We start from the raw sequence: 24,255 nt of genomic DNA on the forward strand, positions 1-24,255 counted from the left end.
CTAGACGCGCGATGTTTTCGATCAGCGAGGCTTCCAACGCTGCTACGTCGTCGCCAGCCTTCATGACCGCGCAGGGCAACGGATCGATGGTCCCACCTTCCTCCGCTACAGCCAGCGCCGCATGATAGCGCCGCTTGCCTGCCACGATCTCATAGCTGCCGGATGAACTGCTCTCCCGCACGATCAGCGGCACAATTATGCCCCGCGCCCGAACAGACGGCAGGATGTTGGTCAGGTCGGAAGCCTTCTTGCCTCCCCGTATGTTGGCGGACGAAACCGAGAGGCGGCTAATATCGATATGCTTGAGTTCCATGTCTCTTACTCCTCTTGCACAAACCGGCCCCGGCCAGAGCGGGGTGGGCGGCAAGAGCGCACCGGAAGGCGCGTCGGCAGAGGCGGGCCGCACCCGAAGGGCTGGAACGTCAGAGGAAGACCCGGCGCAGCCGGGTTGCGGCCCGCCGCGACGCGCCTAGAGGGTAGCGGCGCCCACACCGCTTTCCGGAGCCGGTCTACACCATCGTGCTCCGCGCGATGTCCGCATGGGAACGGCACAGCCGTTCCACCGCGTCATGCGATCGTTACACCGTGAGGTGCCGAGACGGCGCGTAGCGCCGGCTCGGTGGAGCGAAGCGCAATAGAGCGCGACCCGCGCGCTGCGCGTGGGGACGCCTGTCATTTTTATTGAGCATAGAGCCAGTTCGAATAGATTATCCTTCGTTCTGGTTCAGGCGCTGTCGATACAGGTACGCCCCCGTGACGGAAATAGCTGGCCCGATCTACCAAGCCTATGCCGATCGCCGCCATTAACGAGTCTTTAATAGTGATGCAGGAAATTCTTGAGGCGTCTTGATTTCCGTCTCCACCGTCAGGACGTGCTTCGATCGGCCCCGGCGCTTCCCCCAACCACGGCGTCGGGGTCCATCGAATGGCGCGAACGGATGCCATAGCAGCGACCATTGTAGTATAGGCGTGGCATATGATCGTCGCGGTTTCCGCGCTGCCAATGCTGCGTCCGAAAGCCCTCATGTTTTTGAAGACCTGTTGAGGTAAGGACAGGCGCAGCAGACTCCTGCGTCGAATTGATGGTGCGCGTCCGCGAAGCCCGACAAGAGAATGGGAGTTGTCAAATATGAGCCCGCGACCAAAGCGAGCGGAACAAGCTCAATGCGCCATCTGCGGGCGGCGTCTAGCGACGAAGTGGGCCAAACTGGACGGAATAAAAACCCTCGTACCTCGATTCCACAGCAGAGTTGGAGGGCAAGCCTGCCCCGGAACTCGGCAAGCCGCAATTCTGCTCGACCAAGCTGCTTCCCTCTGAGCATGCCCTTGATGGCCGGATGGACAGAGCAATCGAACTGGGGATGTCGCGGTCCATCATGGGTGGCGGAGGTTCTGTCGTTGGCACTGAATAAGCGCGCCTTGCTGCCGTTCCAGGCTCGACACCAACATGCGGCGCGGATATCGTCCTTCTGTTCCCGCCACATGGCATTTTCGCGGCGATCGTGGCGGGGACACTCCTTCTGTAGTGTTACGCAGTGAATTAACCCGCGGGCAGACGATGTCCGCTTCCCTCCCACGACCCGCCTCATGTCTTGAGGCGGGCCTGTTTTTTTCGCCGTTCCCGATAGAAAGCATCACCGGCAACTATGCGACGGCCTGCAATCCCTTGCGCTGGATGATGGATAGCAAGCGCAGGGCAGGTCCACCGGGACGCTTCACGCCGCGCTCCCAATCCGACACGAGATTGCGCGATACGTTGAGATAGGCAGCGAACACCGGTTGCGAGACATGCTCGCGCTCGCGGATCGCCCGGATTTCGTCGCCAGCCAATGCTGGAGCCGGGGCAAGGCACGCCTCGTCAAAGGTGCGCAGCGTCGCGCGCGACACTACGCCCGCGTCATGGGCGTCGCTCATCATTTCGTGGATCGCGCCCGCGATCTCACTGCGATAGCCCTTATCCTTCATCGTCGTTCCCATGGTCTATCTCCACCAGCGTTCCCGACGCCACCAGCCGGTCCAGTTCCTCGCCGCTCCATTCCAGCGCCTCGATGGCAGCCTTGCGCAGCAAGGCCAGGTCAGCCTTTGATATGTTCGCCTGCTTGGCTTTGGCGAAGCCGAAGGCGAATATCGCCCGGTCACCCTGCCTGAACAGGAGCAGCGTGCGATAGCCGCCCGACTTGCCTTGCCCGGTGCGCGCGACCCGTTGCTTGATGACGCCGCTGCCAAGATCGGCATCCACTAATCCGCTTTCCGCGCGCTCCACAGCTTCACGAAGCGCAGCATCGGCAATCCGCTCCTTCCGCGCAAAGCGCTCGAACCATCCATTCTTGAAAATGCGCGAGATGGCGGTTCTCCTGCTTCTTTCGCTATATATAACACATAGCGTTATAGTTCAACGCCGATGAGATAGGACGATACACCATCGGTCTTCTTGACAGCGGATGCGCTGCGGGTGAGCATAAATTCCTGCTTCATCACGCTGCGAAGGTGGTCCTTACAAAGGAGCATCCCATGATCGACTCGGCCTAGCGCCTTCTGGCTGTCCCCCGGAACGGGGCGGTTGCGAAGGCTGCGCATGGGATTTTGGTACAGGCTGGGAAAAAATCTTCGCTGATCGCTGTCAGTGAGAAGCCTACGCCAAATTCCGCCGTCTTCCGCCGCTGACCGCCGATTGCCGCCAGCGTCCACCATAACCTCAACGCGGGACTGCCTGCGCGCCCGGAAAGCTCTTGTCCGGGACGGCAAGGCATCCAATGCTCGTGGCCGGGGGCGCGTGCAACATCCTGAATTGAAGAGACTGCCCCCATGAACAATAGCGATCGTATCATCCGAATGAAAACCGTTCTGGCCCGTACGGGGCTTTCTCGTACGACGCTCTATCGCAAGATGGGCGAAGGCACTTTCCCGCGCCAAGTGAAGATCAGCGTCCACGGCGCTGGCTGGCGGGAGTCCGCCGTCAATCGCTGGATTGCCGATCCGGTAAGCTACCGGGAGGAGGTGGGCGTTTGATCCTGTCGCCGTGCCCCGTCTCTTTTTGGCGAGGGCACGGCGATATTGGCGGCTTTGCGATCAGGCGGCGTGGCTCTTCGCCTTGCCGAATTTGCCGGTGACGACCTTCTGCCCGTCGCGCAGGAAATCGAGATGATCGGACCAATGCTGCATCATCCGCACCCGCTCGTCCCAATATTCCCCGCGCGTATAGGCACGGCGCACCGCATTGTTGTCGCAATGGGCAAGCTGGCGCTCGATCGCGTCGGGATGCCATAGTCCCATTTCGTTGAGCAGTGTCGCCGCCATCGCCCGGAAGCCATGGCCGGTCATCTCATCCTGCGTGAACCCCATGCGCCGCAGGGCGGCGTTGATGGTGTTTTCTGACATAGGCCGATCCACCGAACGCAGCGACGGGAACAGCAAGCGGCTATAGTCCGCATCATGCTCGATCGTTTCGAGGATCGCCAATGCCTGCCGGGAGAGAGGGATAGTGTGAGCCCGCCGCATCTTGGTCTTGTGCGCCGGGACCGTCCAAAGCGCCTTGTCGAAATCGAAGTCGGCCCATTCGGCATGGCGCAGTTCGCCAGGGCGGACGAAGACATGGGGCAGCAGTTGCAGTGCCGCCTTGGTGTTGGCGAAGCCCTCGAACGCTTCAATGGCGCGCAACAGTCCACCCACATTGTCCGCGCTGGTGATGGCAGCCCTGTGGACGGGCTGGGGCGCGATCAGCGCCCCGCGCAGGTCCGCAGCCACGTCGCGCTCTGCGCGGGCCGTGGCGATGGCATAGCGGAATATCTGGCTGCACGTGCTGCGTAGGCGCTTGGCCGTCTCATAGCGGCCTTTGCCCTCCATCTTGCGCAGCATGGTCAAGACCTCCTGCGCGGTGATGGCGGTGACGGGACGCTTGCCCAGCGACGCATTGATGAAGGCCAGCAGCCAGCGCAGCTTCTTCATCGTGACAGCAGAGCGGCCTTCGCGCTCGACCTTCACCAGCCATTCGTCGGCAACCGCCTTGAAGCTGTTCGACGCGGCCACGGTGGCGGCGATACGATCCATCTTGATCTTCTCTGCGGGATCGTCGCCCTTCGCCAGCACCTTGCGGGCGGCGTCCCGCTGCTCGCGGGCGTCAGCAAGGCCGATGTCAGGATAGACTCCGAAGGCCAGCGTCTTCTGCTTGCCAAAATGGCGGTAGTTCATGCGCCAGTAGCGTCCGCCATTGGGCGTCACATAGAGGAACAGGCCATCGCTATCGGTGAGTTTATAGGGCTTGGCTTTGCCCTTGGCGTTTTTGATGGCAGCAAAGGTGAGCGCCATGATGGTATCTCCTTTTAGGGGAGGGCCGCGCTACCATCAGACATACCATCAACATGCTGGTATCCGGTGGTGCAGGACCACTCCGTATGGGATACCTATACCACGAAAAACCGCAGAAATCCGCCATTATTGGCACTTTCTGGAACCCCCTGGGAGAGGATTTTGGTGACCCCACGGGGAATCGAACCCATGTTTCAGCCGTGGAAGCATTTTACAGCACAATTGGGCGGCCCCCAGCTATGACCTAAGGTGCCGCCCTCTGTCCGAGGATGGATATACAGGGAATTCGGACAAGAGTTTGTTTTAGCAAATATAGAGTGCAGATCGAGCCTGTTCGTCTCAGCATCAAAACGACTTACCTTGCAGCCGCTATGCGCGAAGGATATGCGGACGACCTGCCGCCATTTGCCGTGTGCTCCGAGGCGGCGTCACTACCCTACGCCGTTATGGCATAGGGCCTTTGGGCATCGGTCGCTCGGGCATCCACCTTGCGGCCGACATGGGCGGCGCTTATACTTAAGCGGATCCTGACCGGTATTTGCAATCGGTTGGCCGGTCAGGATCACCCCATACCGATCGCCAGTAACTGCTCGGGCCTAGGCCACCGGGCGCAGATACTCCGGCAAACCATGATCCTGATGATCGCGGCATTCGATGCGCGGGGTGGCGCTGTACGTGCTGAACTGCTCAAGCGGTAAGGCTGAACCACATTGGCAGCATTCCGCCATCATGCGTCCCACAAGCCACTGTTCGCCCCTACATCCAGGGCATCTGTTACGTTCGCCAACATGGTAGAGAGCGAGATAGTGAGACCCGAAGGTCGCTTGAAACGAACGGCTTTCGTGCGTCTGCATAAACGTTCCCCAACTATGATCTGAATTAAGGAACGGTCCTTCGGACAACATTGTTGCATGAACAAACCGACAGGCGACGAAGAACGTACCCCACCGTAGCGTCAAATCGAGAATATTTATTTCAAACACTGTATGGCGGGGCGGGCGTCGTTTGGCTTTCCATGGCACACTCGCTATCCAATTCCTGCTCCTGGCGCGGTCTAACGTTGGCGCGACACGTGTCAGGGCGCCGCATTTCTCGTTGTCATCCAGCGAGCGAATCCCTACCTATATGTGGTCCCTGATGGAGCTTGCCGCCGCGGCGCCTGTCAGGGACACCCTTTTAGCCATTGTGCGGACTGTGTAAGAGGGTCTGACCTCGGCGCCATTCAAACCTCCCGAATGTGTGCTTGCAACAGCCGCGCCGGGGTCGCCTTGCGCATCGCTGTTCACGGCTGCAGCAATAAAGTCCCGGCTCGCAGGGCTTGGCCGGGCCTCGTCTCCATGTTGCATCTGGCGTCAAAGCATCGGTTGCGATACGTTGGTTTAGCAAGCGGTGAACCGCTTGCCATCTCCGCCTGGCTCGCCCTGCTATCGGGGCGGGCTTTTTTTGAATTGCGATGCCCTTTTGGCGGTGACACACAGAAAAACGAGGTGACCATGATATCCGTCTCCCTCATACCATGGCAGCCGATGGAGCTCCTACCGGAAGACAGGAAGGATGGTCGGCGACTTCTGCTTTGGAACCAACTGGGCACCTCTGTCGCAGCTTGGGACAATACGGAAGGCGCACAAGGTTGGTGCCTGGCTTTTGGCGGCCTCCCCGCCGGAAAATTCCCGGTAGTTGCTCCGTCGTACTGGTCGGACATCAATCCGCCGGTTTGACTGCTTCAACTGCCCGAATATATAGGGACCGTCCCTGGCGCTGTTTCAAGGCATCGCGGCCAGATACGCGTCAGGGGCACCCGCGCGAGCATAAAGGCAGTCTCGACATCGCGCTTCGGACCTGTTCTACCGCAGAGCGTCCCGCGATTCGGTTTTAGACTGCCCGGCCCGTTGGATACCCCGTCTGCAGTTCAACGCGTAGCGACCCGCCTGAGGCAGACGGGGTTACCCTTGAACGTCTTCTTCATCACGACTATTTTGGCGCCGTTCCGGGCGAGGTTCAACGTCATTGCGGGGGGCGCCAGGAACACCTTCTCGTGATGGGTCTAGCGCCGCCACTGCGGCGCTGCTACCTGAGAACTGAGCCCGGCGTGCACCCTTATTTCCCCCCGAAATACAGCTGCGTCGGGTTCACTTTTCTTCGATCGACAATGCCGAAGCCCTCGCTGCCTCAAGCCGCGCAGTGTTCTCCGCACAAATCAGCGCATCAGCCTGCGGGATCAGAATGTTCCCTGCAAGAATGATGGCACCTCCACCGGATCCGTCAACGCCTTGGGCGGCTTCGGAGGCGCCGGGCAGATCGGTTCTGCCGCCCGAACGCTGAGCGGCCTGGTAGCGCAGGACGGCAGCGCTGTAGCGAGCAGACAGAACAGCATAGCGCGCATCGGCTTCATCGGCCCTGACAGCATCTTCGGCTTCCTTCATCATCTTCGCCGACAGGGCATCGGCGGTTGCCTCAGCCTGGGCGCGTTGATAATCCTTGCGGTCGCTGGCTCTCCCCAGCCTTTCCGTCTCCAGCTCTGCGACGGCAGACTGGAGGCGGAATGCCTGAACGGTCGCACCCATGCCGAGCAGGGCAATCGCCAGTGTGGCGCCGATCGCGGGCCAGTAGCGACGCAGGATGGCGGCGATCTCGATCATGCCACCTCACTCCGCTTGGCATATGCCTTAGCCAGCTTCTCGTCATACTTGTTCTCGCTGTCCGCGGTGCCATTGTAGCTCTTGACAAACGCCGCCCAGTCCGCGCTTTGGAGAGCGGTTTTCAAGCCTCTGCCGAAGATGAAATTGACGAAGGCGTCGGGCTGATCGCCTTCGGTGCCGGATTGCCGCCAAGCAAAAGACCACGGGTCCGGCGCATCAGGTCACGCCCTTTCTTTCCCCGCGCATGTTGGCAGGCGAAATCGAAAGGCGGGCGATATCGATTTGCTTGAGTTCCATGGTCTTTACTCCTCTTCGCATCATCCCGGCCCCGGAATGCGGGGTGGGCGGCAAGAGCGCACCGGCAGGCGCGGCGACAGAGGCGGACTGCACCCGTAAGGGCTGGAACGAAGAGGAAGACCCGGCGCAGCCGGGTTGCGGGCCGCCGCGACGCGCCTAGAGGGAAGTGACGACCACACCGCTTGCCGGAGCCGGTTTACGCCATCGCGCCCAGGCGCGATGTCTGCATGCGAGTGGCGCAGCCACTTCCCGCGTCAGCGATCGTTACGCCGGAAGGTGCCGAGACGGCGCATAGCGCTGGCTCGGTGGAGCGCAGCGGAATAGAGCGTGGCCAGCGCCCCGGTGCTGGGACGCCCATGCTTACCGTCGAATCATGCGAGCCAAGGAGTCCAATCCCGACGAACGGGAACAATGGATCGATAGAGATTGCTTCAGGCAGTCGGTTATGCGTCGATCCGAGACCGGATGAAGGCTGCGCGCTTCTCGACGGATACAAGCGGCAAATGGACAAGCTGATAGCCTAGCGACGTGTAGGCATGCACCATGGCCTCGAATGTTGCCTTCGCTTCATCTTCGCTCTGCTGCCGTTCGGTATCCTGTTCGTAAATTGCAGGCCAGTGAGGCGCGATGAAGACGCGCTCGGCGTAGCGCAGAACTTCTGCGGCATGCATCAGAGCGACCGGAACGTCGAGGCCGCAAAGCTGAAGATAGCCCACGATATCGGGAAGGCCCCGGTCGAAAATCACCTGTCCCTGAAGGGAGCCAGCCTCCTTGTAGGCATGTAATTCCCGGGTAAACATCTTGGCAGCAAACGCAGCGCGATCGGCCCACGGCAAAGCGCTCCCGTCATTGGCGACCTCATCTCTGATGATCGCCCGCCCCGTCTCCGGCATGCAGTGAAAGCCTTGGGTGGACAGAAATTGGATCAGAGTGGTTTTGCAGGAACCTGGTCCGCCCGTGATGATGTGGAATCGTCCGGACATACGCCGTATCTCTCAGCCTCCTTCAGCTTCGCGTTCATGAGTTTGACGCCGGCGAACCGGCGAGACAGCCGTGCCACCGCATTCGGCGTGATAGCCTCTTGCGCAAGGCGTGCGATTCGCACAATCTTCTGTCTTGGCGGGCAGGCCACCGGGGAAGGACCGGTGATATGCCAAATACATCATAGCTCAAATGGTCTGAGGCGGATCGGCGAGCGTTAAAAGCGTGGCAATCAGGCAACAATGCCTGAGAAAAACGCATGCGGAAACGAAGCGGGTAAGTTCCCGCCAAGTCCCGCTATGATCGCCGATGTCCCTCTACGTCCCTCCATAGCCCTATGATTGGCATCCGGCCTACAGCGAGGTCGGTGACGCGCATCTTGTGTTGCGCGGAAACTGCGCCATTCTGGGCTTTAGGGGGCATCGCCAACGCATGATTTGAAAGCCTCCCCAATGTCGAATGCAGAACGTATTATCCGTCTCGATACCGTCCGTGCCCGCACCGGGCTTTCCCGCTCGACCATCTACCGCAAGATAGCGGAAGGCACCTTTCCTGCGCAGCTCAAGATCAGCGTCCATGGCGCGGGCTGGCATGAGTCCGCGGTCGAGCGCTGGATCGCTAATCCCGCTGGCTATAGAGCCGACAACGACAACCCGTCCTCTCAGGGAAAGGCGGGCCATGGAAAAGGGTGACGATACTGCGGCTCCCAATCGCTGGCGCCCCGCCAACGACAACGAACCGGAATCCGACCTGTCCGGGATGAGTGTTGAAGCCGCGCTATCGCACATCGCGCAAGCCATCGGCCGGCATATCGCGCGCCAGCATATCCGGGCACGCAAAGCGGCCAATGACAATGATCCGGGACCACCACTACGGCCGCCGGAACCTTGACTTTTCGAAGGTTTTGGCTATTATGACCATGATAAGTGGAGATGTGGTTATGGCAGTCGAAACGCATCCGGATAGCTGGACGGTAGCACAGGCCAAGGCGCGCCTGAGCGAGGTAATCGAGAAGGCGCGGCGCGAGCCCCAGGCGATTACGCGTCACGGCAAAAGCGCCGTCGTCGTGGTCGATGCCGAACTATGGGAACGGGTTCAACGTCGCCAGCATCGCGGCAGCTTCGCCGACTTCTTGCTGACCTCGCCGTTGCGCGGATCGGGTCTTGAGGTCGATCGCCTCAAGGATGGTGTTCGCGAGATTGATCTATGAGTTTCCTGCTCGATACCAACATCATCTCGGAGGGAGCAAAGCCGCGTCCTGATCCCGGCGTGATGGATTGGCTGGCGTCGGTGGATGAGGAAGAGCTGTTCCTGAGCGTGGTATCGCTGGCAGAACTGCGCCACGGCATCGAGCGCATGGGCAAGGGGGCACGACAGTCGGGCCTCGACATCTGGCTGACCGAACAACTGGCGCCGCGATTTGAGGAAAGACTGCTCTCCATCGACAGCATAACGGCGGATCTGTGGGGCCGTATTGTCAATCGAGCACAAGGCGCGGGCCGCCCCATGGGAGCGATGGATGCTTTCATCGCCGCCCATGCGCAGCAGCACGAACTCACACTCGTGACCCGCAATATTTCCGACTTCGAGGCGACTGGTATCCGCCTGTTCAACCCATGGACCGAAGGGAAAGCCTGATGAATCGCGTTGCCCTGTACGCTCGCTATTCCTCGGATCAGCAAAGCGCGGCATCGATCGAGGATCAGCTTCGCGTCTGCCGCGAGCGCGCAGCGCGCGAGGGCTGGCATGTCGCAGGTGTCTATGAAGATGCCGCAATCTCCGGCGCCAGCATGATCCTGCGCCCCGGTATTCAAGCGCTGGTGCAGGATGCGCAGGCGGGCAAGATCGATATTGTCCTTGCCGAAGCGCTGGACCGAGTGTCACGCGATCAAGCGGATGTGGCGACGCTCTTCAAGCATCTCCAGTTCGCCCGCGTGCCGCTCGTCACGCTCGCCGAAGGCGAGATTTCCGAACTGCATGTCGGCCTCAAGGGCACGATGAACGCCCTGTTCCTGAAAGACCTCGCGAAGAAGACCCATCGCGGACAACGCGGACGTGTCGAGAAGGGCTTTTCGGCAGGACCGGTAGGCTATGGTTATCGCACGGTGCGGCGACTTTCCTCCGAAGGCGAATTGGTACGCGGCGAATGCCGGATCGAACCGTCAGAGGTTCCCATTGTCGAGCGCATCTTCCGCGAATTCGCGGCAGGCAAGAGTCCCCGCGCTATCGCTCGTGATCTGAACGCAGACGGCATTCCCGGTCCATCGGGCCGCCCTTGGAGCGACACCACCATACGCGGCAAGCGGAACCTCGGCATCGGCATCCTCAACAACGAAATGTATGTCGGCGTCCGGGTCTGGAACCATAAGCAGTCCGTCAAGGACCCGCACACCGGCCGGACCGTGCGTCGTCCCAATCCGGAGTCCGAATGGGTTCGAGCCGAAGCGCCTCAGCTCCGCATCATCAGCGATGATATTTGGCAGGCGGTAAAGCATCGGCAGGACGTGCTTGGCGAGCAATATAAGCCGATGATCGACGGCGTTCATGCGGCGCAGGCGAGCCGGATGCATCAGGCGCGGCGCCCGGTCACCCTGCTATCGGGCCTTGTCGAATGCGGCCTGTGCGGGGGCAAGGTCGGTCTGGCGGTCAATGGCCGCTTTGGCTGTATGAACTATCATCGCCGCCATACCTGCGCCAACGGCCGCACCATTCGCCGCGATGCGCTGGAAGAGCGGGCGCTTGCGGGTCTGCGTGAACGGCTGGTGTCACCGGAAAAGGTCCAGGCGGCCGTTGCCGCCTATGCCGAATATATCAACCGCCATAATCGCGAGCAGCGGGTGCAGATTGAAGTCGATCGCCGCTCACTGGACAAGATCGAGCGCGCCATTGCCGGAATCATGACCGCTATCGAGGATGGGCTCTATCAGCCCACGATGAAGGCCCGCATGGCGGAGCTTGAACGGCAGAAGAGTGAAATCGCCGCCCGCATGGCGCTCGCCCCCCAGGCTGTTCCTGACGTTCATCCCGGCGTCGCTGAAATCTACAAGCGGGAGATGGAACGCTTCACCCGAGCGCTGGAAGACCCGGAAACCCGGCTCGACGCCTCTGACGCCATTCGTTCGCTCATCCACCGGATCGTACTGCATCCCGGCGAGAAACGCGGCGAAATCCATGCCACGCTTCATGGTGCCTTGATGGGCATCCTCGATTTTGCAAAGGAAGATGCCCAGTCTGAACCCGTTGTTACGACAAAGGTGGCTCAGGGTTCGCTGGCATGACGGGATAAGGGCCAGTCAACTCCCACCACATCTGGCCATTCGTCCGCGCTGCCTAGAACACCACGTTGCGCACGAAGCGCAGCAGGTCGGTTCCGCGATTGACAAAGACATAGGGGCTGTCGCTGCTGAAGATGAGGAAGTCGCCCGCCGCGATCGTGCGCGTGCCGGCATCCATCTCGACCGTCAGCACCCCTTCCACCACATAGAGCATCTCGTGCCAGTTGGCGGCGTCCGCCTCGGCCGGGTAGCGGTCGCCCGGCGCCAGCGACCAGGTCCATAGCTCCGCCTCGCGCGCGGCCGGCACGGTGCCAAGCAGGGTGGCGCGGCTATGCGCATCCTCGCCCTGCCAGGCGAGGGTATCGATCCGGCTATTGTCCGGCATGTCGGGCGCGCGCACGACATGGGAGAAACTGACGTCCAGCGCCTGCGCCAGCCGGTCGAGCGTCGACAGGCTGACATTGGCCTCGCCGCTCTCGATCCCCACCAGCATGCGCCGGCTGACCCCGGCCGCGCTGGCCAGCGCATCCTGGCTCAGCCCCTTGGCGGCGCGCAGGCGGCGGATATTGCCCGCGACATGGGAAAGAACGTCCGGGCGCGGGACTTCGACTTGACTGTGCAATATATTGCTCATAACGCGATGTGCATTATGTTGCACAATGCCGCCCTCGACAAGAGCCCTGCGCCCCGGCTGATCATCGGCCGTCCCGAACTCGCGCTGATTGGGATCACCGTGCTGTGGGGCGCGACCTTCCTGATCGTGCATCATGCCATGCAGCAGAGCGGGCCGCTCTTCTTCGTGGGGATGCGCTTCGGCACGGCGGCGCTGCTGGCGCTGCCGCTCGCCTGGCCGGTGCTGCGTGGCCTGACGGCGCGCGAACTGCTGGCCGGGTCGATGATCGGCCTTGGCATCTTCTGCGGCTACACGCTCCAGACCTGGGCGCTGCAGACCATATCCAGCAGCACATCGGCCTTCATCACCGCCGCCTATGTGCCGCTGGTGCCGATCCTCCAATGGGCGATATTGCGGCGGCGGCCGCGCTGGACCAGCTGGGTCGGCGTCGCGCTGGCCTTTGCCGGCCTGATCCTGATCGCGGCCCCGCGCGAAGGGCTGTCGCTGGGCAAGGGCGAAGCGCTGACGCTCATCAGCACCCTGGCGATCGCGCTGGAGATCATCTTCATCAGCCTGTGGGCCGGCAAGGTCGACATTGCCCGCGTCACGCTGGTGCAACTGGCGGTCACGTCGCTGCTCGCCTTCGGCCTGATGGCGCCGATGGGCGAAGCGATCCCGCCCTTTTCCTGGACGGTGATCCTGTCGGCCTGTGGCCTGGGCGCGATGACGGCGCTGATCCAGTTCGTGATGAACTGGGCGCAGCGCACCGTATCACCGACCCGCGCGACCCTGATCTATGCCGGCGAGCCGGTCTGGGCCGGGATATTGGGCCGGATCGCGGGCGACCGCCAGCCCGCCACGGCGCTGGCCGGCGCGCTGCTGATCATCGCCGCCGTGATCGTGAGCGAACTGAAGTTCGAGCGGCGGGGCAAGGACTGATCCCTTCCCCCGGCCACGCTTCGATCAGGCCCGCTTGAAGACCGGCGCGCGCTTTTCGAAAAAGGCCATGAACGCCTCCTGCGCTTCGGGCGAGGCCAGCGCTTCGCGGAACAGCCGGGCTTCTTCGGCGATGCGCGCCTGCAAGGCGGCGGGATCGCCCTTCATCAGCCGGCGCGTCGCCATCAGCGCCTGGGGCGGCTTGGCCATCAGCGCCGCCGCCTTGGCGCGGGCATGGTCGAGCAGCGCCTCCCCTGTCACGATCGCCGTCACGAAGCCGGCACGATCGGCCCCTTCCGCATCCATCGGCTCGCCCAGCATCAGCATCGCGGCCGCCCTGGCATGGCCCATGATCGCGGGCGCGAGCAGGCTGGAGCCGGCCTCCGGCACGATGCCCAGATTGACGAAGGGCATGACGAAGCGCGCGTCGGGCGCGGCATAGACCAGGTCGCAATGGAACAGCATCGTCGTGCCGACGCCCACGGCCAGCCCCTGCACCGCCGCGACGATCGGCTTGTCGAAGGCGGCAATCGCGCTGATGAAATCGAAGGCGGCAGCGCCGCCCTCCGGACCGGCCATGAAGTCCTTGAGGTCATTGCCGGCGCAAAAGGCGTCGCCCCGCCCCGCGAACAGCACCACGCCAATCTCCGGCCGGCTCGACGCATCGGCCAGCGCTGCAATCATCGCGCGGTACATCGGCCCGGTCAGCGCATTCTTCTTGTCGGGCCGGTCGATATGGATTTCGAGCACGCCGTTCGTCTCGATGATGGCGATATGGTCGCTCACGCAAATTCTCTCCCGATACTCTGTGCCAAGGCTGTTGGCCCAGAGGATGGGGCGGCGTCTATCCTTTTCCAAGCCCCTTCCCTATGCCCGGAAACATGATGACTCGCCTGCGCCTGATCCTCGATCCCTTCCTCGTCCTGCTGCTCTGCACCGTTGCCCTAGCGTCGGTCCTGCCCGCCCGCGGCCAGGGCGCCCATGTCGCATCCATCGTTGCGGATGCCGGCATCGTGCTGCTTTTTTTCCTGCATGGGGCAAAATTGTCGCGCGAGGCGATCTGGGGCGGTGCCAAGGCGTGGCAACTCCATCTCGCGACTCTGGGCACGACCTTCCTCTTCTTCCCGCTGGTCGGCATCCTGCTGCAACAGATCGGCGCGATCCCGGAGAATATGCGCGCGGGCCTGCTGTTCCTGGCGCTGCTGCCATCGACGGTGCAAAGCTCGATCGCCTTCACGGCGATCGCGCGCGGCAATGTCGCCGCCGCCGTGGTCAGCGCCTCCTTCTCCAACCTGCTCGGCATCGTGCTGACGCCGCTGCTGGTGGCATTGCTGATGCAGCGCGGCGGCAGCAACCTCATCTCCCTTTCCTCGGTCGAGGGGATCATGCTGCAATTGCTGTTGCCCTTCGTGCTGGGCCATCTTGCCCGCCCCTGGATCGGCGGCTTCGTGTCGCGGCACAAGACGCTGGTCGGCCGGGTCGATCGCACCTCAATCCTGCTGGTGGTCTATTCCGCCTTCAGCGCGGCGGTGGTCGAAGGGCTATGGCACCGGGTCTCGCGCGCGGAACTGGCGCTGCTCGCGCTGCTCTGCATCGCCATGCTGGTGATCGTGCTGCTCTTCACCTGGGGGCTTGGCCGGCTGCTCGGCTTTTCCCGCGAAGATGCGATCGTGCTGCAATTTTGCGGATCGAAGAAGAGCCTTGCCTCGGGCGTGCCGATCGCCGGTGTCCTCTTCCCCGCAGCGGCCGTTGGGCCGATCATCCTGCCGGTCATGCTGTTCCACCAGATTCAGCTGATGGCTTGTGCCCTGCTGGCACGGCGCTATGGGGCGCAGGCGGCCGATAGGGCCGATTCGCAGATGGCAACCATATCATGACCCAACCGATCCTGACCGACATTCCGATGGAGAGCTTCCTCTCCCATATCGACGCCGTGGCCGGCGCGATCGCCAAATCGGACTGGCGGCCCGACTATATTGTCGGCGTCGGGCGCGGCGGGCTGGTGCCGGCCACCTATCTGTCCCACGCCATCAGCCAGCCGATGCTGTCGGTCGACCTGTCGGCCCAGGTCGCAGGCTTCTGCGACGAACTGCTCGACAAGCTGGTGGCGATGGCGCTCGAAGGATCGCGCCTGCTGTTCGTCGACGACATCAATGACAGTGGCCGCACGATCAACCAGTTGCGCGCGGCGCTGGCCGGCGCACCGGCCGATCATCTGCGCTTTGCCGTGCTGATCGACAATGTCAGCTCGGCCGCCAAGGTCGAATATCGCGCGACCACGATCGACCGTGTCGTCACCAAGGACTGGTTCGTCTTCCCCTGGGAAGCGGTTGCCAGCCGCGCGTCGATCCTGTCCGACTGGGGCGAAGTGCCCGAACGGACCAGCTGAGAATAGCTGTCACAAAAATATAATGGAAATTCCCCGCCCGCTCGTTATACGAGCGTACAACTGCAATGGGGCATGCGGGGTAGATGGGCGAGACGGGATGCGGACCGGATCCGGACGTGGGCTATAGCCTGCCGGCATGGACCTATAGCGATCCCGAATTTTTCGCCGTCGAAGCCCGCCGCATCTTCCGCCCGAGCTGGCAGATCGTCGCCCATGACAGCGACCTGCCGGCGCCGGGCGATTTCCATGTGCTGGACTATGTTGGCGAGAGCATCATCGTCATCCGCGGGGATGACGGCGAAGCCCGCGCCTTTACCAACGTGTGCCGCCACCGCGGCGCGCGCCTAGTGGACGGGCCCTCGGGTCGCACCAGAAAGCTGGTCTGTCCATACCATGCCTGGACCTATGGTCTGGACGGTTGCCTGACGGGCCTGCCAATGGCGGGCAGCTATGGCAATCTCGACCGGTCCAGGCATGGACTTGTCCCTGTCGATATCGAGAATTTCCACGGCTTCCTGTTCGTCCGGCTGGAGGATGATGGCGGACCGTCGGTGGCGCAGATGATGGCGCCCTATATCGACGAGATCGCGCCCTATCGCTTTTCCGAACTGCGCGCGCTTGGCCGCGTCACGCTGCGCCCACGCGCGGTGAACTGGAAGAATATCGGCGACAATTATTCCGACGGCCTGCACATCGCCGTCGCCCATCCCGGCCTCAAGCGGCTGATGGGCGATGGCTATGGCGTCGAAGCCAGCCCCTATGCCGACAAGATGTGGGGGCCGATCCTCGATCGCCCGTCCGCCAACCTGTCCGAGCGCGCCTATCAGCATTTCCTGCCGGCCGTCCCGCATCTGCCGCCCGATCGGCAGCGGCTTTGGACCTATTTCAAGCTCTGGCCCAATTTCGCCTTCGACATCTATCCCGACCAGGTGGATTTCATGCAGTGGCTGCCGGTCTCGCCGACGCAGACGCTGATCCGCGAGATCAGCTATGCGCTGCCCGATGGGCGTAGGGAGATGAAGGCGGCCCGCTATCTCAACTGGCGCATCAACCGCCAGGTCAATGCCGAGGATACGGAGCTTGTCGCCCGCGTGCAGGCCGGCATGGCGTCTGACAGTTTCACCGTCGGCCCCCTGAGCGACCAGGAAGTCGCGTTGCGCCATTTCTGCGCACGGATGCGCGCCATCATTCCGCAGGCGCGCCAGCATCGCGCGCCGAAAATGGGATGGTCTTTCGACTATCATGATTCTCGTCATTCCCGCGCAGGCGGGAATCCATCCCCCGACCTCACCTATGGGGAGATGGCTGGAGATGGATCCCCGCCTTCGCGGGGATGACGGCGCTTTTTCGGGGAGGGATATGTTGTGACCAAAGCCTATGACGCCGTCATCATCGGCGCGGGCCATAATGGCCTTGTCTGCGCTTTTTACCTGGCCCGTGCCGGCTACAAGGTGCGTATGGTCGAGCGCCGCGCTGTCGTCGGCGGCGCGGCGGTGACTGAGGAATTTCACCCCGGCTTCCGCAACTCGACCGCCAGCTACACGGTCAGCCTGCTCAATCCCAAGGTCATCCGCGACATGAAGCTGGCCGATCATGGCTATCGCGTGATCGAGCGGCCGATCAGCAATTTCCTGCCCCAGCCCGATGGCGGCTATCTGAAACTGGGCGGCGGGCTGGAGCGGACCCAGGCCGAGTTCGCCCGGTTCAGCGCGCGCGATGCCGCCACCCTGCCCGCTTATTATGACGCGCTGGAATTGGTGGCCGACGTACTGCGCGACCTGGTGCTCAAAAGCCCGCCCAATGTCGGCGATGGCCTGACCATGGTGGTCGAGGCGCTGAAACAGGGCCGCCGTGTCGCCGGGCTCGATATCGAGCAACAGCGTGACGTGCTGGACCTGTTCACCAAATCGGCCCGAACCTTCCTCGACAGCTGGTTCGAGAGCGAGGCGGTCAAGGCCGCCTTCGGCTTCGACGCGGTGGTCGGCAATTTCGCCTCCCCCGACACGCCGGGCAGCGCCTATGTGCTGCTGCACCATGTGTTCGGCGAAGTGAACGGCAAGAAGGGCGCCTGGGGCCACAGCGTCGGCGGCATGGGCACGATCACCCAGGCCATGGCGAAGGTCGTGCGGGCGATGGGCGTCGAGATCAGCCTGGAGGCGCCGGTCGATCATGTGCTGGTCGATGGCGACCGCGCGGTTGGCGTGAAGCTGGCCAGCAGCGAGGAAGTAATGGGCGCCAGCATCATCGCCAATGTCGGCCCCAAGCTGCTCTATGAGCGAATGATGCAACCGGCTGACCTGCCCGCCGATTTCCTGAAACGGATCAGGGCGTTCAAGACGGGATCGGGCACCTTCCGCATGAATGTCGCGCTCTCCGCCCTGCCCGACTTCACCTGCCTGCCCGGCATTGGCGAGCATCACCAGTCCGGCATCATCATCGCGCCGACGCTCGACTATATGGACCGCGCCTATCTGGATGCGAAGCGCGACGGCTGGTCGAAGCAGCCGATCGTCGAGATGCTGATCCCGTCGACCATCGACGACAGTCTGGCGCCTGAGGGATGCCATGTCGCCAGCCTCTTCTGCCAGCAATTCGCGCCCGAACTGCCTGATGGGCGCAACTGGGACGATGAGCGCGAGACAGCGGCCGACCATATCATCGCCACGGTCGAGGCCCATGCGCCGGGCTTTGCGAAGAGCGTGATCGCCCGCCAGATCCATTCGCCGCTCGACCTGGAACGCAAGTTCGGCCTGGTCGGCGGCGACATCATGCATGGTAATCTGACGCTGGACCAGATGTGGGCGGCGCGGCCAGTACTGGGTCATGGCGCCTATCGCGGGCCGGTGAAGGGCCTCTACATGTGCGGCGCGGGCACCCATCCGGGCGGCGGCGTCACCGGCGCGCCGGGCCATAATGCCGCGCGTGAGGTGCTGAAGGATCGCGCCCTGTGGGGGAAATGGCGCGGCCGGGCCTGATCGGGTCTTTCCCCTCCTTGCCCCAACCGAAAGCCTGGCCTAAAGACCCGGCTCATGCCCGACATCTTCATTCCTGATGCAACGCCCGAGCTGACCGGCCGGGCGCTGTTCCCGCACCGGCACCTGCTGTCGATCGCCGACCTCAAGCCCTGGGAAATCCGTTTCCTGCTGGACGAGGCCGAACATTGGGCCCGCACCAACAAGGGCCAGGCGCGCAAGCATGACGACCGGCTGGCGGGCATGACCCAGATCAACGCCTTTTTCGAGAACAGCACCCGCACCTTGCTGTCGTTCGAGATCGCCGGCAAGCGGCTGGGCGCCGACGTCGTCAACATGCACGCCGGCCAGTCCAGCGTGAAGAAGGGCGAGACCCTGATCGACACCGCCATGACGCTCAATGCCATGGCCGCCGACGTGATCGTCATCCGCCATGCCAGTTCCGGCGCGGTCGCGCTGATCGCCGACAAGGTCGACTGCCCGGTGCTGAACGCGGGCGATGGCTGGCACCAGCATCCCACGCAGGCGCTGCTCGACGCGCTCACCATCCGCCGCCGCAAGGGCGGGTTCGAGGGGCTGGTGGTCGCCATCTGCGGCGACGTGCTGCACAGCCGCGTCGCCCGGTCCAACATGCTCTGCCTCGCCGCGCTCGGCGCACAGGTACGCGCGGTCGCCCCGCCCACCCTGCTGCCGCCCGAGGTCGAGATGCTGGGCGCCACCCCCTATAGCCGGATGGAAGACGGGCTGGATGGCGCCGATGTCGTCATGATGCTGCGCCTGCAGAATGAGCGGATGGACGGTGCCTTCATCCCGTCGGCGCGCGAATATCATGCGCTCTATGGCCTGACGCCCGAACGGCTGGCGATCGCCAAGCCCGATGCCCTTGTCATGCACCCCGGCCCGATGAACCGGGGCGTCGAGATCACCAGCACGGTGGCGGACGATCCCGATCGGTCGGCGATCACCGAACAGGTGGCGATGGGCGTGGCGGTGCGCATGGCGTGCCTGGATGTTTTGACGCGCCAGGCGCGCGGCGTGGAGGGATGGGCGTGAGCATCCCGACCAACAAGGAAAAAGAGATGGGCGTGAGCCGGATCGCAATCGTCAAAGGCAAGCTGGCCGATCCGGCGGGCGACGCCCTTGTCCCCGGCACCGTCCTGATCGAGGGTGACCGCATCCTGGCCACCGGCGCGGTCGACATTCCCGCCGACGCGCAGCAGGTCGATGCCGGCGGGCTGGTGGTCGCGCCGGGCCTGATCGACCTGGGCGTCTTCGCCACCGACAAGCCCGCCTTCCACTTCGGCGGCATCACCCGCGCCGCCCTGATGCCCGACCAGCGCGCACCGCTGGACGAGGTCGGCCTGATCCGGGAAGCGACCCGCGCGGGCAAGCCCGACTTCTGGGTCCACCCGATCGCCGCTGCGACCCGTGGCCTCAAGGGTACGGAAATGGCCGAAATGGGCCTGATGCAGATCGCCGGCGCCAAGGCGGTCGGCACCGGTCGCCAGTGGATCGCCGATTCGGGCGTGATGCTGCGCATCCTCTCCTACGCTTCGGGGCTGGGCCTTACCGTCATCGCCCATGCCGAGGATGGCGGCCTGTCCGCCAAGGCGGTGGCGACCAGTGGCGAGACCGCGACGCGTCTGGGCCTTGCCCACGCCCCGGCTTGCGCCGAGGCGATGGCGATCGCGCGCGACATCATGCTGGCCCGCGAGACCGGCGCTGCCATCCATTTCCGTCTGGTTACGACCAAAGCCGGCTTCGACCTGATCCGCGCCGCCAAAGCCGAAGGCCTGAAAGTCAGCTGCGGCATCAGCCCGGCCTATCTGTTCCTCAACGATCAGGCGATGACCGACTTCCGCACCTTTGCGCGCCTGTCGCCGCCGCTGCGATCCGATGCCGACCGTCATGCCAGCATCGCCGCGGTCGCCGACGGCACGGTCGATGTCATCACATCGGGCCATGATCCGCGCGGTCCAGAGGACAAGCGCCTGCCCTTCGCCGACGCGTCGCCCGGCATGGCCGGCGCCGAAACGCTGCTGGCGCTCTCGCTCAACCTGGTGCGCGAAGGGCATGTCAGCCTCAACCGGCTGATGACCCTGCTCAGCGCCAATCCGGCGAAGATATTGGGCGTCAATGCCGGGAGCTTTGCGCCCGGCAGCGCCGCCGACCTGATCTTGGTCGATCCCGACGCGCCATGGATCGTCGATTCGGCGAAGATGGCGGCCTCGGCCGGCAACACGCCGTTCGACAAGGTGCCGGTGCAGGGCCGCGCGCGCCGCATCATGAAGGGCGGGCAGTTCTTCTAAGCAATCTGGCGTTGCGGCCCCACAAATCGCCGTCCCTTGCGCTGCCGCTTGTCCGCATAGAGCCGCGTGTCGGCGACATGCAGGACGGCGGCGGCTTCCGCCCCGTCCTGCGGGAAGGTGGCGATGCCAAAGCTGCTACCGACTGACAGGCTGCACCCCTGCCAGCCCACCGGCGCAGCGATCGCCTGCCGGATGCCCGGCATGCGTCGATGCAGGGCATCGACATCGGTTTCCGCGTCATGGAGCAGCGCAAATTCGTCGCCGCCCAGCCGCGCGATACTCACCGCGTCAGGCATCAAGGCGCGCAACCGACCACCCAATGATGTCAGCAGGACATCCCCTGCCTGATGGCCGTGCTGATCATTGCACTGTTTGAAGCCGTCGAGATCGGCGAGCAGCACGCTGAAGGCCGCGCCCCGCTCCACCCGCTCTTCGATCGCGCGCATGAAGCTCAGCCGGTTGTCGAGCCCGGTCAGCGCATCGGTGCCGGCCAGCCGCGCCAGTTCGCGCTGCGACACCAGCATCGCCACCGTCTCGCGAAACTTCCCCAGCACCAGATTGGCCTGCATCACCGTGACGATCGCCATCATCACCGCCATCGCCCGCACGCCCAGATTGTCATAGAGCGCCATCTTCACCAGGATCGGCAACACCGCCGCGCCCATCGCCCCGATCGCGGCGCGCGGCACGCTGAGCAAGGTCGTCGCCGCAACCAGCGCACCGATGCCGATGAACACCGGCGCCACCATGCAATAATAGATTTCGGTTTCGGTGAAAGCGTTGACCGCCCACAGTCCCGCCACCAGCCCGGACGCGGGCGCGACATGCGCGACCCGCTTCAGGCTGCGCGCCTGCACCCTGGCGTCGGTCGCGATCGGCACGCCGCGCCAGCGCAGCAGGGATATCGCACAGGCCAGGAAGATCAGCGCAGGCGGCGTCACCTGTTGCCACAAGGGCAGATCGCCCATCACCGCGAGCGCCATCGCGACGGCATTGGCCATGATCAGCAGGCACAAAAGCGGCAGCGCCTGATGGAAACGGCGATATTGGGTATCCAGCACAGCCTCGCGCGCGCTGTCCGGCACCGGTGCCGTGAACGGGCCGTCCCAGCCCTTCAGCCGCTGTTGCCAGCGCTTTTCCGCCACTTGTCCGCTCCCTGCCGCCTCGCTGCGAGCGGCCGTTGGTAGCGAAAGGAGGTTAATCCTCCAACAACGGGAAACCCTAACCGGGGAAAACCATGAGAGAGGCGAATCAGGGAACCCTATCGCCGTTCAGGCGCTACCCCTGTTCAGCAGGGGACAATCATGACCGAAACGATCGCCCAGCAGGTGCATGTCGATGCGCCATGGAAAATCCCGCCGCGTGCCTGGTGGGAGATATTGAAGCGCGTCTATGCCGCCATGTCGGCCAATCATCTGGGCCTGCTGTCCGCTGGCGTTGCTTATTATGCCTTCCTGTCGATCGCCCCGCTGCTGGCCGCGGTCGTCCTGACCTATGGCCTGGTCGGTGACCCGCAGATCGTGGCCCGCCACATGCAGGCGATCATCACCGTCGTGCCCGCCGATGCCGCCCAACTGATCAACGACCAGTTGCTGGGCATGGTCAGCGCGCGCAAGCCGGCGATCGGCTTCGGCCTGTTCCTGGCGCTGGGCCTGGCAGTCTATGGCGCCACCCGCGCAGCCTCCGCGATCATGGAGGCGCTCAACATCGTCTATGCGCAGAAGGAAGGGCGGAACATCTTCGCCTTCTATCGTGTGTCGATGGGAATCACCTTTTCCGCCGTGCTTGTGGTGGTCGCCGGCGTCGTCACCGCGACGATCATCGGCCTGCTCCAGAAATTGCTGACCAACTGGGGACCGGGCGTGCTGTTCGCGATCAAGGCGACGACCTGGATCTGCGCCGGCCTGCTCGCCAGCAGCATCTTCGGCCTGATCTACCGCTTCGGCCCGCATCGCCGCCGGGTGCAATGGCAATGGTTGACCGTGGGGTCGATCGCCGCGACGCTGTTCTGGCTGGTGGCGACGCTGGCCGTCTCTTTCTACGTCTCGACCTTTGGCGATTATAACAAGACCTATGGCTCGCTGGCCGCCGTGGTGATCCTGCAGCTCTGGCTGTTCGTCTCCGCGTATATCGTGCTGCTGGGGGCCCAGATCAACGCGGAAGCCGAGCGCCAGACCAGCGCGCATATTCTTGTTGAAGAAGTTGCATAAAGTCGCTTGCCCTCCCCGATAGGCCACGCTAAAGCGCCCTCCTTCGCTGGCTCGGGCCAGTGCAGGAGTGTAGCTCAGTTGGTAGAGCGTCGGTCTCCAAAACCGAATGCCGTGGGTTCGAGTCCCTCCACTCCTGCCAAGCGAACTAGCCGCGAACCTTGAACAATCACGGGTTCGCGGCTAAGTGCGCTTAGCGAAGCATCGGTCGCGAAGCGCGACTGCCTCCCCCGACACCGACTTATCGCGGGAAACGGGAGGGCGGACCGCCGTTTCGCGCTTTGGTATTGATTTTGAAGGTGAGCTGACAGCGCGATGGCGAAGACTTCTCCGAGCGAATTCGTCAATCAGGTGCAGACCGAAGCGAAGAAGATCGTTTGGCCGACCGGCCGTGAAACGATCATGACCGCGATCATGGTCGTCATCATGACCTCATTGCTGGGCATCTTCTTCTTCGGTATCGACACCTTCTTCGGTGCGATCGTCCAGTGGCTGCTGAGCCTCGCATCGGGTCGTTGAACGCTCGGCGTTCAAAAGGGAGTTTAAGACGGTAACATGGCGCGCTGGTACATCATCCACGCCTATTCGGGCTTCGAGAACAAGGTCAAGGAATCGATCCTGACCGAGGCCGAGCGCATGGGCCTGTCGCAACTGGTCGAGCAGGTCGAGGTTCCGACCGAGACCGTGACCGAAGTGAAGCGCGGCAAGAAGGTCCAGGTCGAACGCAAGTTCATGCCGGGCTATGTCCTTGCCAAGCTGGCGATGAACGACGACGTCTATCACCTCGTCAAGAACACGCCCAAGGTCACCGGCTTCCTCGGTTCGTCGGGCAAGCCCCAGGCGATCAGCGAGAGCGAAGCCGCCCGCTATTTCGGCGCCCAGAAGGAAGCCGCCGCCGCCCCGAAGCACAAGGTCAATGTCGATTACGAAATCGGCGACAGCGTCAAGGTGCTGGACGGCCCCTTCGCCAGCTTCAACGGCGTGGTCGAGGAACTGGATTTCGAAAAGAACCGGGTCAAGGTGTCGGTGTCGATCTTCGGTCGCGCCACCCCGGTGGAACTGGACTTCGAACAGGTCGAACTGTCGAAGTAACCAGCCGCCGCAAGGCTGTTCAAAAAGGGTCGCCCGCTTTTCAGCCGGCGGCCCTTTTTGTTGGGGAAGCCCTGCGCTTTCGGCCGAATCGACCGAATGACAGACTCCCCCTTCCCTTTGGACAAGAAGGTCGCTATAGGGCCGCGCTTCCATGCCTCCCCACGGGCGGCTGGACATGTGCGGGAGGTTCCCTTGCGGGAGCCGCTAGACCGCTAAACTTGAACCGGCAGATCTGCCCAG

Annotated in this window: 26 protein-coding genes, 1 tRNA gene and 1 pseudogene; 18 read left to right on the top strand and 10 right to left on the bottom strand. The window is 63.1% G+C overall.

What is annotated here, in order from left to right:
- From ACUCV3_RS04620 to ACUCV3_RS04630, 3 genes are all read right to left on the bottom strand, one after another.
- On the bottom strand, positions 1-313 hold a 313-nt coding region (locus ACUCV3_RS04620; protein WP_482240396.1), incomplete at its 3' end, for a ParB/RepB/Spo0J family partition protein.
- 1,331 nt (positions 314-1,644) lie between these two features.
- Complete coding sequence (locus ACUCV3_RS04625) at positions 1,645-1,965, bottom strand: helix-turn-helix domain-containing protein (RefSeq protein ID WP_009820704.1); 321 nt, start codon at positions 1,963-1,965, stop codon at positions 1,645-1,647.
- The gene (locus ACUCV3_RS04630) at positions 1,955-2,389 is read right to left on the bottom strand and encodes a type II toxin-antitoxin system RelE/ParE family toxin (protein ID WP_337770877.1); all 435 of its coding nucleotides are present in this window, start codon (positions 2,387-2,389) and stop codon (positions 1,955-1,957) included. Before ACUCV3_RS04630 ends, ACUCV3_RS04625 begins: the two co-directional genes overlap by 11 nt.
- Positions 2,390-2,805: 416 nt before the next feature.
- On the opposite strand from ACUCV3_RS04630, the gene ACUCV3_RS04635 reads away from it, so the two are divergent.
- Complete coding sequence (locus ACUCV3_RS04635; RefSeq protein WP_159365504.1) at positions 2,806-3,009, top strand: helix-turn-helix transcriptional regulator; 204 nt, start codon at positions 2,806-2,808, stop codon at positions 3,007-3,009.
- Positions 3,010-3,069: 60 nt separating this feature from the next.
- Here the strand turns inward: ACUCV3_RS04635 and ACUCV3_RS04640 are convergent, their stop codons facing one another.
- Positions 3,070-4,305: a tyrosine-type recombinase/integrase gene (locus ACUCV3_RS04640; protein WP_159365505.1), complete on the bottom strand. Its 1,236-nt coding sequence runs from the start codon at positions 4,303-4,305 to the stop codon at positions 3,070-3,072.
- Positions 4,306-5,642: 1,337 nt separating this feature from the next.
- On the opposite strand from ACUCV3_RS04640, the gene ACUCV3_RS04645 reads away from it, so the two are divergent.
- Entirely contained in the window at positions 5,643-6,023 is a 381-nt protein-coding gene (locus ACUCV3_RS04645; RefSeq protein ID WP_159365506.1) for a hypothetical protein, read from the top strand.
- A 411-nt stretch (positions 6,024-6,434) separates the two neighbouring features.
- On the opposite strand, the gene ACUCV3_RS04650 is transcribed toward ACUCV3_RS04645, so the two are convergent.
- From ACUCV3_RS04650 to ACUCV3_RS04660, 3 genes and pseudogenes are all read right to left on the bottom strand, one after another.
- On the bottom strand, positions 6,435-6,944 hold the full coding sequence (locus ACUCV3_RS04650) for a hypothetical protein (RefSeq protein ID WP_159365507.1): 510 nt from the start codon (positions 6,942-6,944) through the stop codon (positions 6,435-6,437).
- A pseudogene (locus tag ACUCV3_RS04655) lies at positions 6,941-7,129 on the bottom strand (N-acetylmuramidase domain-containing protein); the annotation flags it as partial. The pseudogene ACUCV3_RS04655 and the gene ACUCV3_RS04650, both read right to left, overlap by 4 nt.
- Before the next feature lie 555 nt (positions 7,130-7,684).
- Positions 7,685-8,224 carry an AAA family ATPase gene (locus ACUCV3_RS04660; RefSeq protein ID WP_159365508.1) on the bottom strand — a complete coding sequence of 180 codons (540 nt, stop codon included), beginning with the start codon at positions 8,222-8,224 and terminating at the stop codon, positions 7,685-7,687.
- Between the two features lie 450 nt (positions 8,225-8,674).
- On the opposite strand from ACUCV3_RS04660, the gene ACUCV3_RS04665 reads away from it, so the two are divergent.
- The 5 genes from ACUCV3_RS04665 to ACUCV3_RS04685 are packed head-to-tail and all read left to right on the top strand — an operon-like array spanning position 8,675 to position 11,500.
- Positions 8,675-8,914 (top strand): helix-turn-helix transcriptional regulator, encoded by a 240-nt coding sequence (locus ACUCV3_RS04665; protein WP_159365509.1) that lies wholly within the window; start codon positions 8,675-8,677, stop codon positions 8,912-8,914.
- Positions 8,901-9,113: a hypothetical protein gene (locus ACUCV3_RS04670; RefSeq protein ID WP_159365510.1), complete on the top strand. Its 213-nt coding sequence runs from the start codon at positions 8,901-8,903 to the stop codon at positions 9,111-9,113. The genes ACUCV3_RS04665 and ACUCV3_RS04670 overlap by 14 nt, the downstream gene beginning before the upstream one ends.
- A 49-nt stretch (positions 9,114-9,162) precedes the next feature.
- A complete protein-coding gene (locus ACUCV3_RS04675; RefSeq protein ID WP_159365511.1) occupies positions 9,163-9,432 on the top strand; it encodes a type II toxin-antitoxin system Phd/YefM family antitoxin in 270 nt (89 codons plus the stop codon).
- Positions 9,429-9,860: a type II toxin-antitoxin system VapC family toxin gene (locus ACUCV3_RS04680; protein WP_159365512.1), complete on the top strand. Its 432-nt coding sequence runs from the start codon at positions 9,429-9,431 to the stop codon at positions 9,858-9,860. Before ACUCV3_RS04675 ends, ACUCV3_RS04680 begins: the two co-directional genes overlap by 4 nt.
- On the top strand, positions 9,860-11,500 hold the full coding sequence (locus ACUCV3_RS04685) for a recombinase family protein (protein ID WP_159365513.1): 1,641 nt from the start codon (positions 9,860-9,862) through the stop codon (positions 11,498-11,500). The genes ACUCV3_RS04680 and ACUCV3_RS04685 overlap by 1 nt, the downstream gene beginning before the upstream one ends.
- Positions 11,501-11,552: 52 nt before the next feature.
- On the opposite strand, the gene ACUCV3_RS04690 is transcribed toward ACUCV3_RS04685, so the two are convergent.
- The gene (locus ACUCV3_RS04690; RefSeq protein WP_279776287.1) at positions 11,553-12,119 is read right to left on the bottom strand and encodes a helix-turn-helix domain-containing protein; all 567 of its coding nucleotides are present in this window, start codon (positions 12,117-12,119) and stop codon (positions 11,553-11,555) included.
- 27 nt (positions 12,120-12,146) lie between these two features.
- On the opposite strand from ACUCV3_RS04690, the gene ACUCV3_RS04695 reads away from it, so the two are divergent.
- Positions 12,147-13,049, top strand: a complete 903-nt coding sequence (locus tag ACUCV3_RS04695) for a DMT family transporter (RefSeq protein ID WP_161731752.1) — start codon at positions 12,147-12,149, stop codon at positions 13,047-13,049.
- A 24-nt stretch (positions 13,050-13,073) separates the two neighbouring features.
- Here the strand turns inward: ACUCV3_RS04695 and ACUCV3_RS04700 are convergent, their stop codons facing one another.
- Positions 13,074-13,832 (bottom strand): enoyl-CoA hydratase, encoded by a 759-nt coding sequence (locus ACUCV3_RS04700; protein ID WP_037519131.1) that lies wholly within the window; start codon positions 13,830-13,832, stop codon positions 13,074-13,076.
- Positions 13,833-13,930: 98 nt separating this feature from the next.
- Here ACUCV3_RS04700 and ACUCV3_RS04705 point away from each other — a divergent pair, with 98 nt between their 5' ends.
- The 6 genes from ACUCV3_RS04705 (at position 13,931) to ACUCV3_RS04730 (ending at position 20,716) form a co-directional block, all read left to right on the top strand.
- Positions 13,931-14,923 carry a bile acid:sodium symporter family protein gene (locus ACUCV3_RS04705; protein ID WP_026108894.1) on the top strand — a complete coding sequence of 331 codons (993 nt, stop codon included), beginning with the start codon at positions 13,931-13,933 and terminating at the stop codon, positions 14,921-14,923.
- A complete protein-coding gene (locus ACUCV3_RS04710; protein WP_017499828.1) occupies positions 14,920-15,435 on the top strand; it encodes a phosphoribosyltransferase in 516 nt (171 codons plus the stop codon). The genes ACUCV3_RS04705 and ACUCV3_RS04710 overlap by 4 nt, the downstream gene beginning before the upstream one ends.
- Positions 15,436-15,518: 83 nt before the next feature.
- Positions 15,519-16,772, top strand: a complete 1,254-nt coding sequence (locus tag ACUCV3_RS04715; RefSeq protein WP_279729756.1) for an aromatic ring-hydroxylating oxygenase subunit alpha — start codon at positions 15,519-15,521, stop codon at positions 16,770-16,772.
- A gap of 27 nt (positions 16,773-16,799) precedes the next feature.
- On the top strand, positions 16,800-18,410 hold the full coding sequence (locus ACUCV3_RS04720; RefSeq protein WP_482240397.1) for a phytoene desaturase family protein: 1,611 nt from the start codon (positions 16,800-16,802) through the stop codon (positions 18,408-18,410).
- Between the two features lie 54 nt (positions 18,411-18,464).
- A complete protein-coding gene (locus tag ACUCV3_RS04725) occupies positions 18,465-19,460 on the top strand; it encodes an aspartate carbamoyltransferase catalytic subunit (protein WP_279729753.1) in 996 nt (331 codons plus the stop codon).
- A 32-nt stretch (positions 19,461-19,492) separates the two neighbouring features.
- Positions 19,493-20,716: a dihydroorotase gene (locus ACUCV3_RS04730; RefSeq protein ID WP_279729782.1), complete on the top strand. Its 1,224-nt coding sequence runs from the start codon at positions 19,493-19,495 to the stop codon at positions 20,714-20,716.
- Here ACUCV3_RS04730 and ACUCV3_RS04735 read toward each other — a convergent pair.
- Positions 20,713-21,861 carry a GGDEF domain-containing protein gene (locus ACUCV3_RS04735; RefSeq protein ID WP_279729751.1) on the bottom strand — a complete coding sequence of 383 codons (1,149 nt, stop codon included), beginning with the start codon at positions 21,859-21,861 and terminating at the stop codon, positions 20,713-20,715. The two genes, ACUCV3_RS04730 and ACUCV3_RS04735, sit on opposite strands and share 4 nt — an antisense overlap.
- A gap of 159 nt (positions 21,862-22,020) precedes the next feature.
- Between ACUCV3_RS04735 and ACUCV3_RS04740 the strand changes: the two genes are divergently transcribed.
- The 4 genes from ACUCV3_RS04740 to nusG all read left to right on the top strand — a co-directional run bounded on the left by ACUCV3_RS04740 (position 22,021) and on the right by nusG (position 24,015).
- On the top strand, positions 22,021-22,926 hold the full coding sequence (locus tag ACUCV3_RS04740) for a YihY/virulence factor BrkB family protein (RefSeq protein WP_099231805.1): 906 nt from the start codon (positions 22,021-22,023) through the stop codon (positions 22,924-22,926).
- Positions 22,927-22,989: 63 nt separating this feature from the next.
- A tRNA-Trp gene (locus ACUCV3_RS04745) sits at positions 22,990-23,065 on the top strand.
- Positions 23,066-23,238: 173 nt separating this feature from the next.
- Complete coding sequence (gene secE / locus ACUCV3_RS04750) at positions 23,239-23,442, top strand: preprotein translocase subunit SecE (protein WP_004207893.1); 204 nt, start codon at positions 23,239-23,241, stop codon at positions 23,440-23,442.
- Positions 23,443-23,478: 36 nt separating this feature from the next.
- Complete coding sequence (gene nusG, locus ACUCV3_RS04755) at positions 23,479-24,015, top strand: transcription termination/antitermination protein NusG (RefSeq protein ID WP_004207894.1); 537 nt, start codon at positions 23,479-23,481, stop codon at positions 24,013-24,015.
- Positions 24,016-24,255: the final 240 nt, after the last annotated feature.

The sequence above is a fragment of the Sphingobium sp. VMM genome (assembly GCF_056790315.1).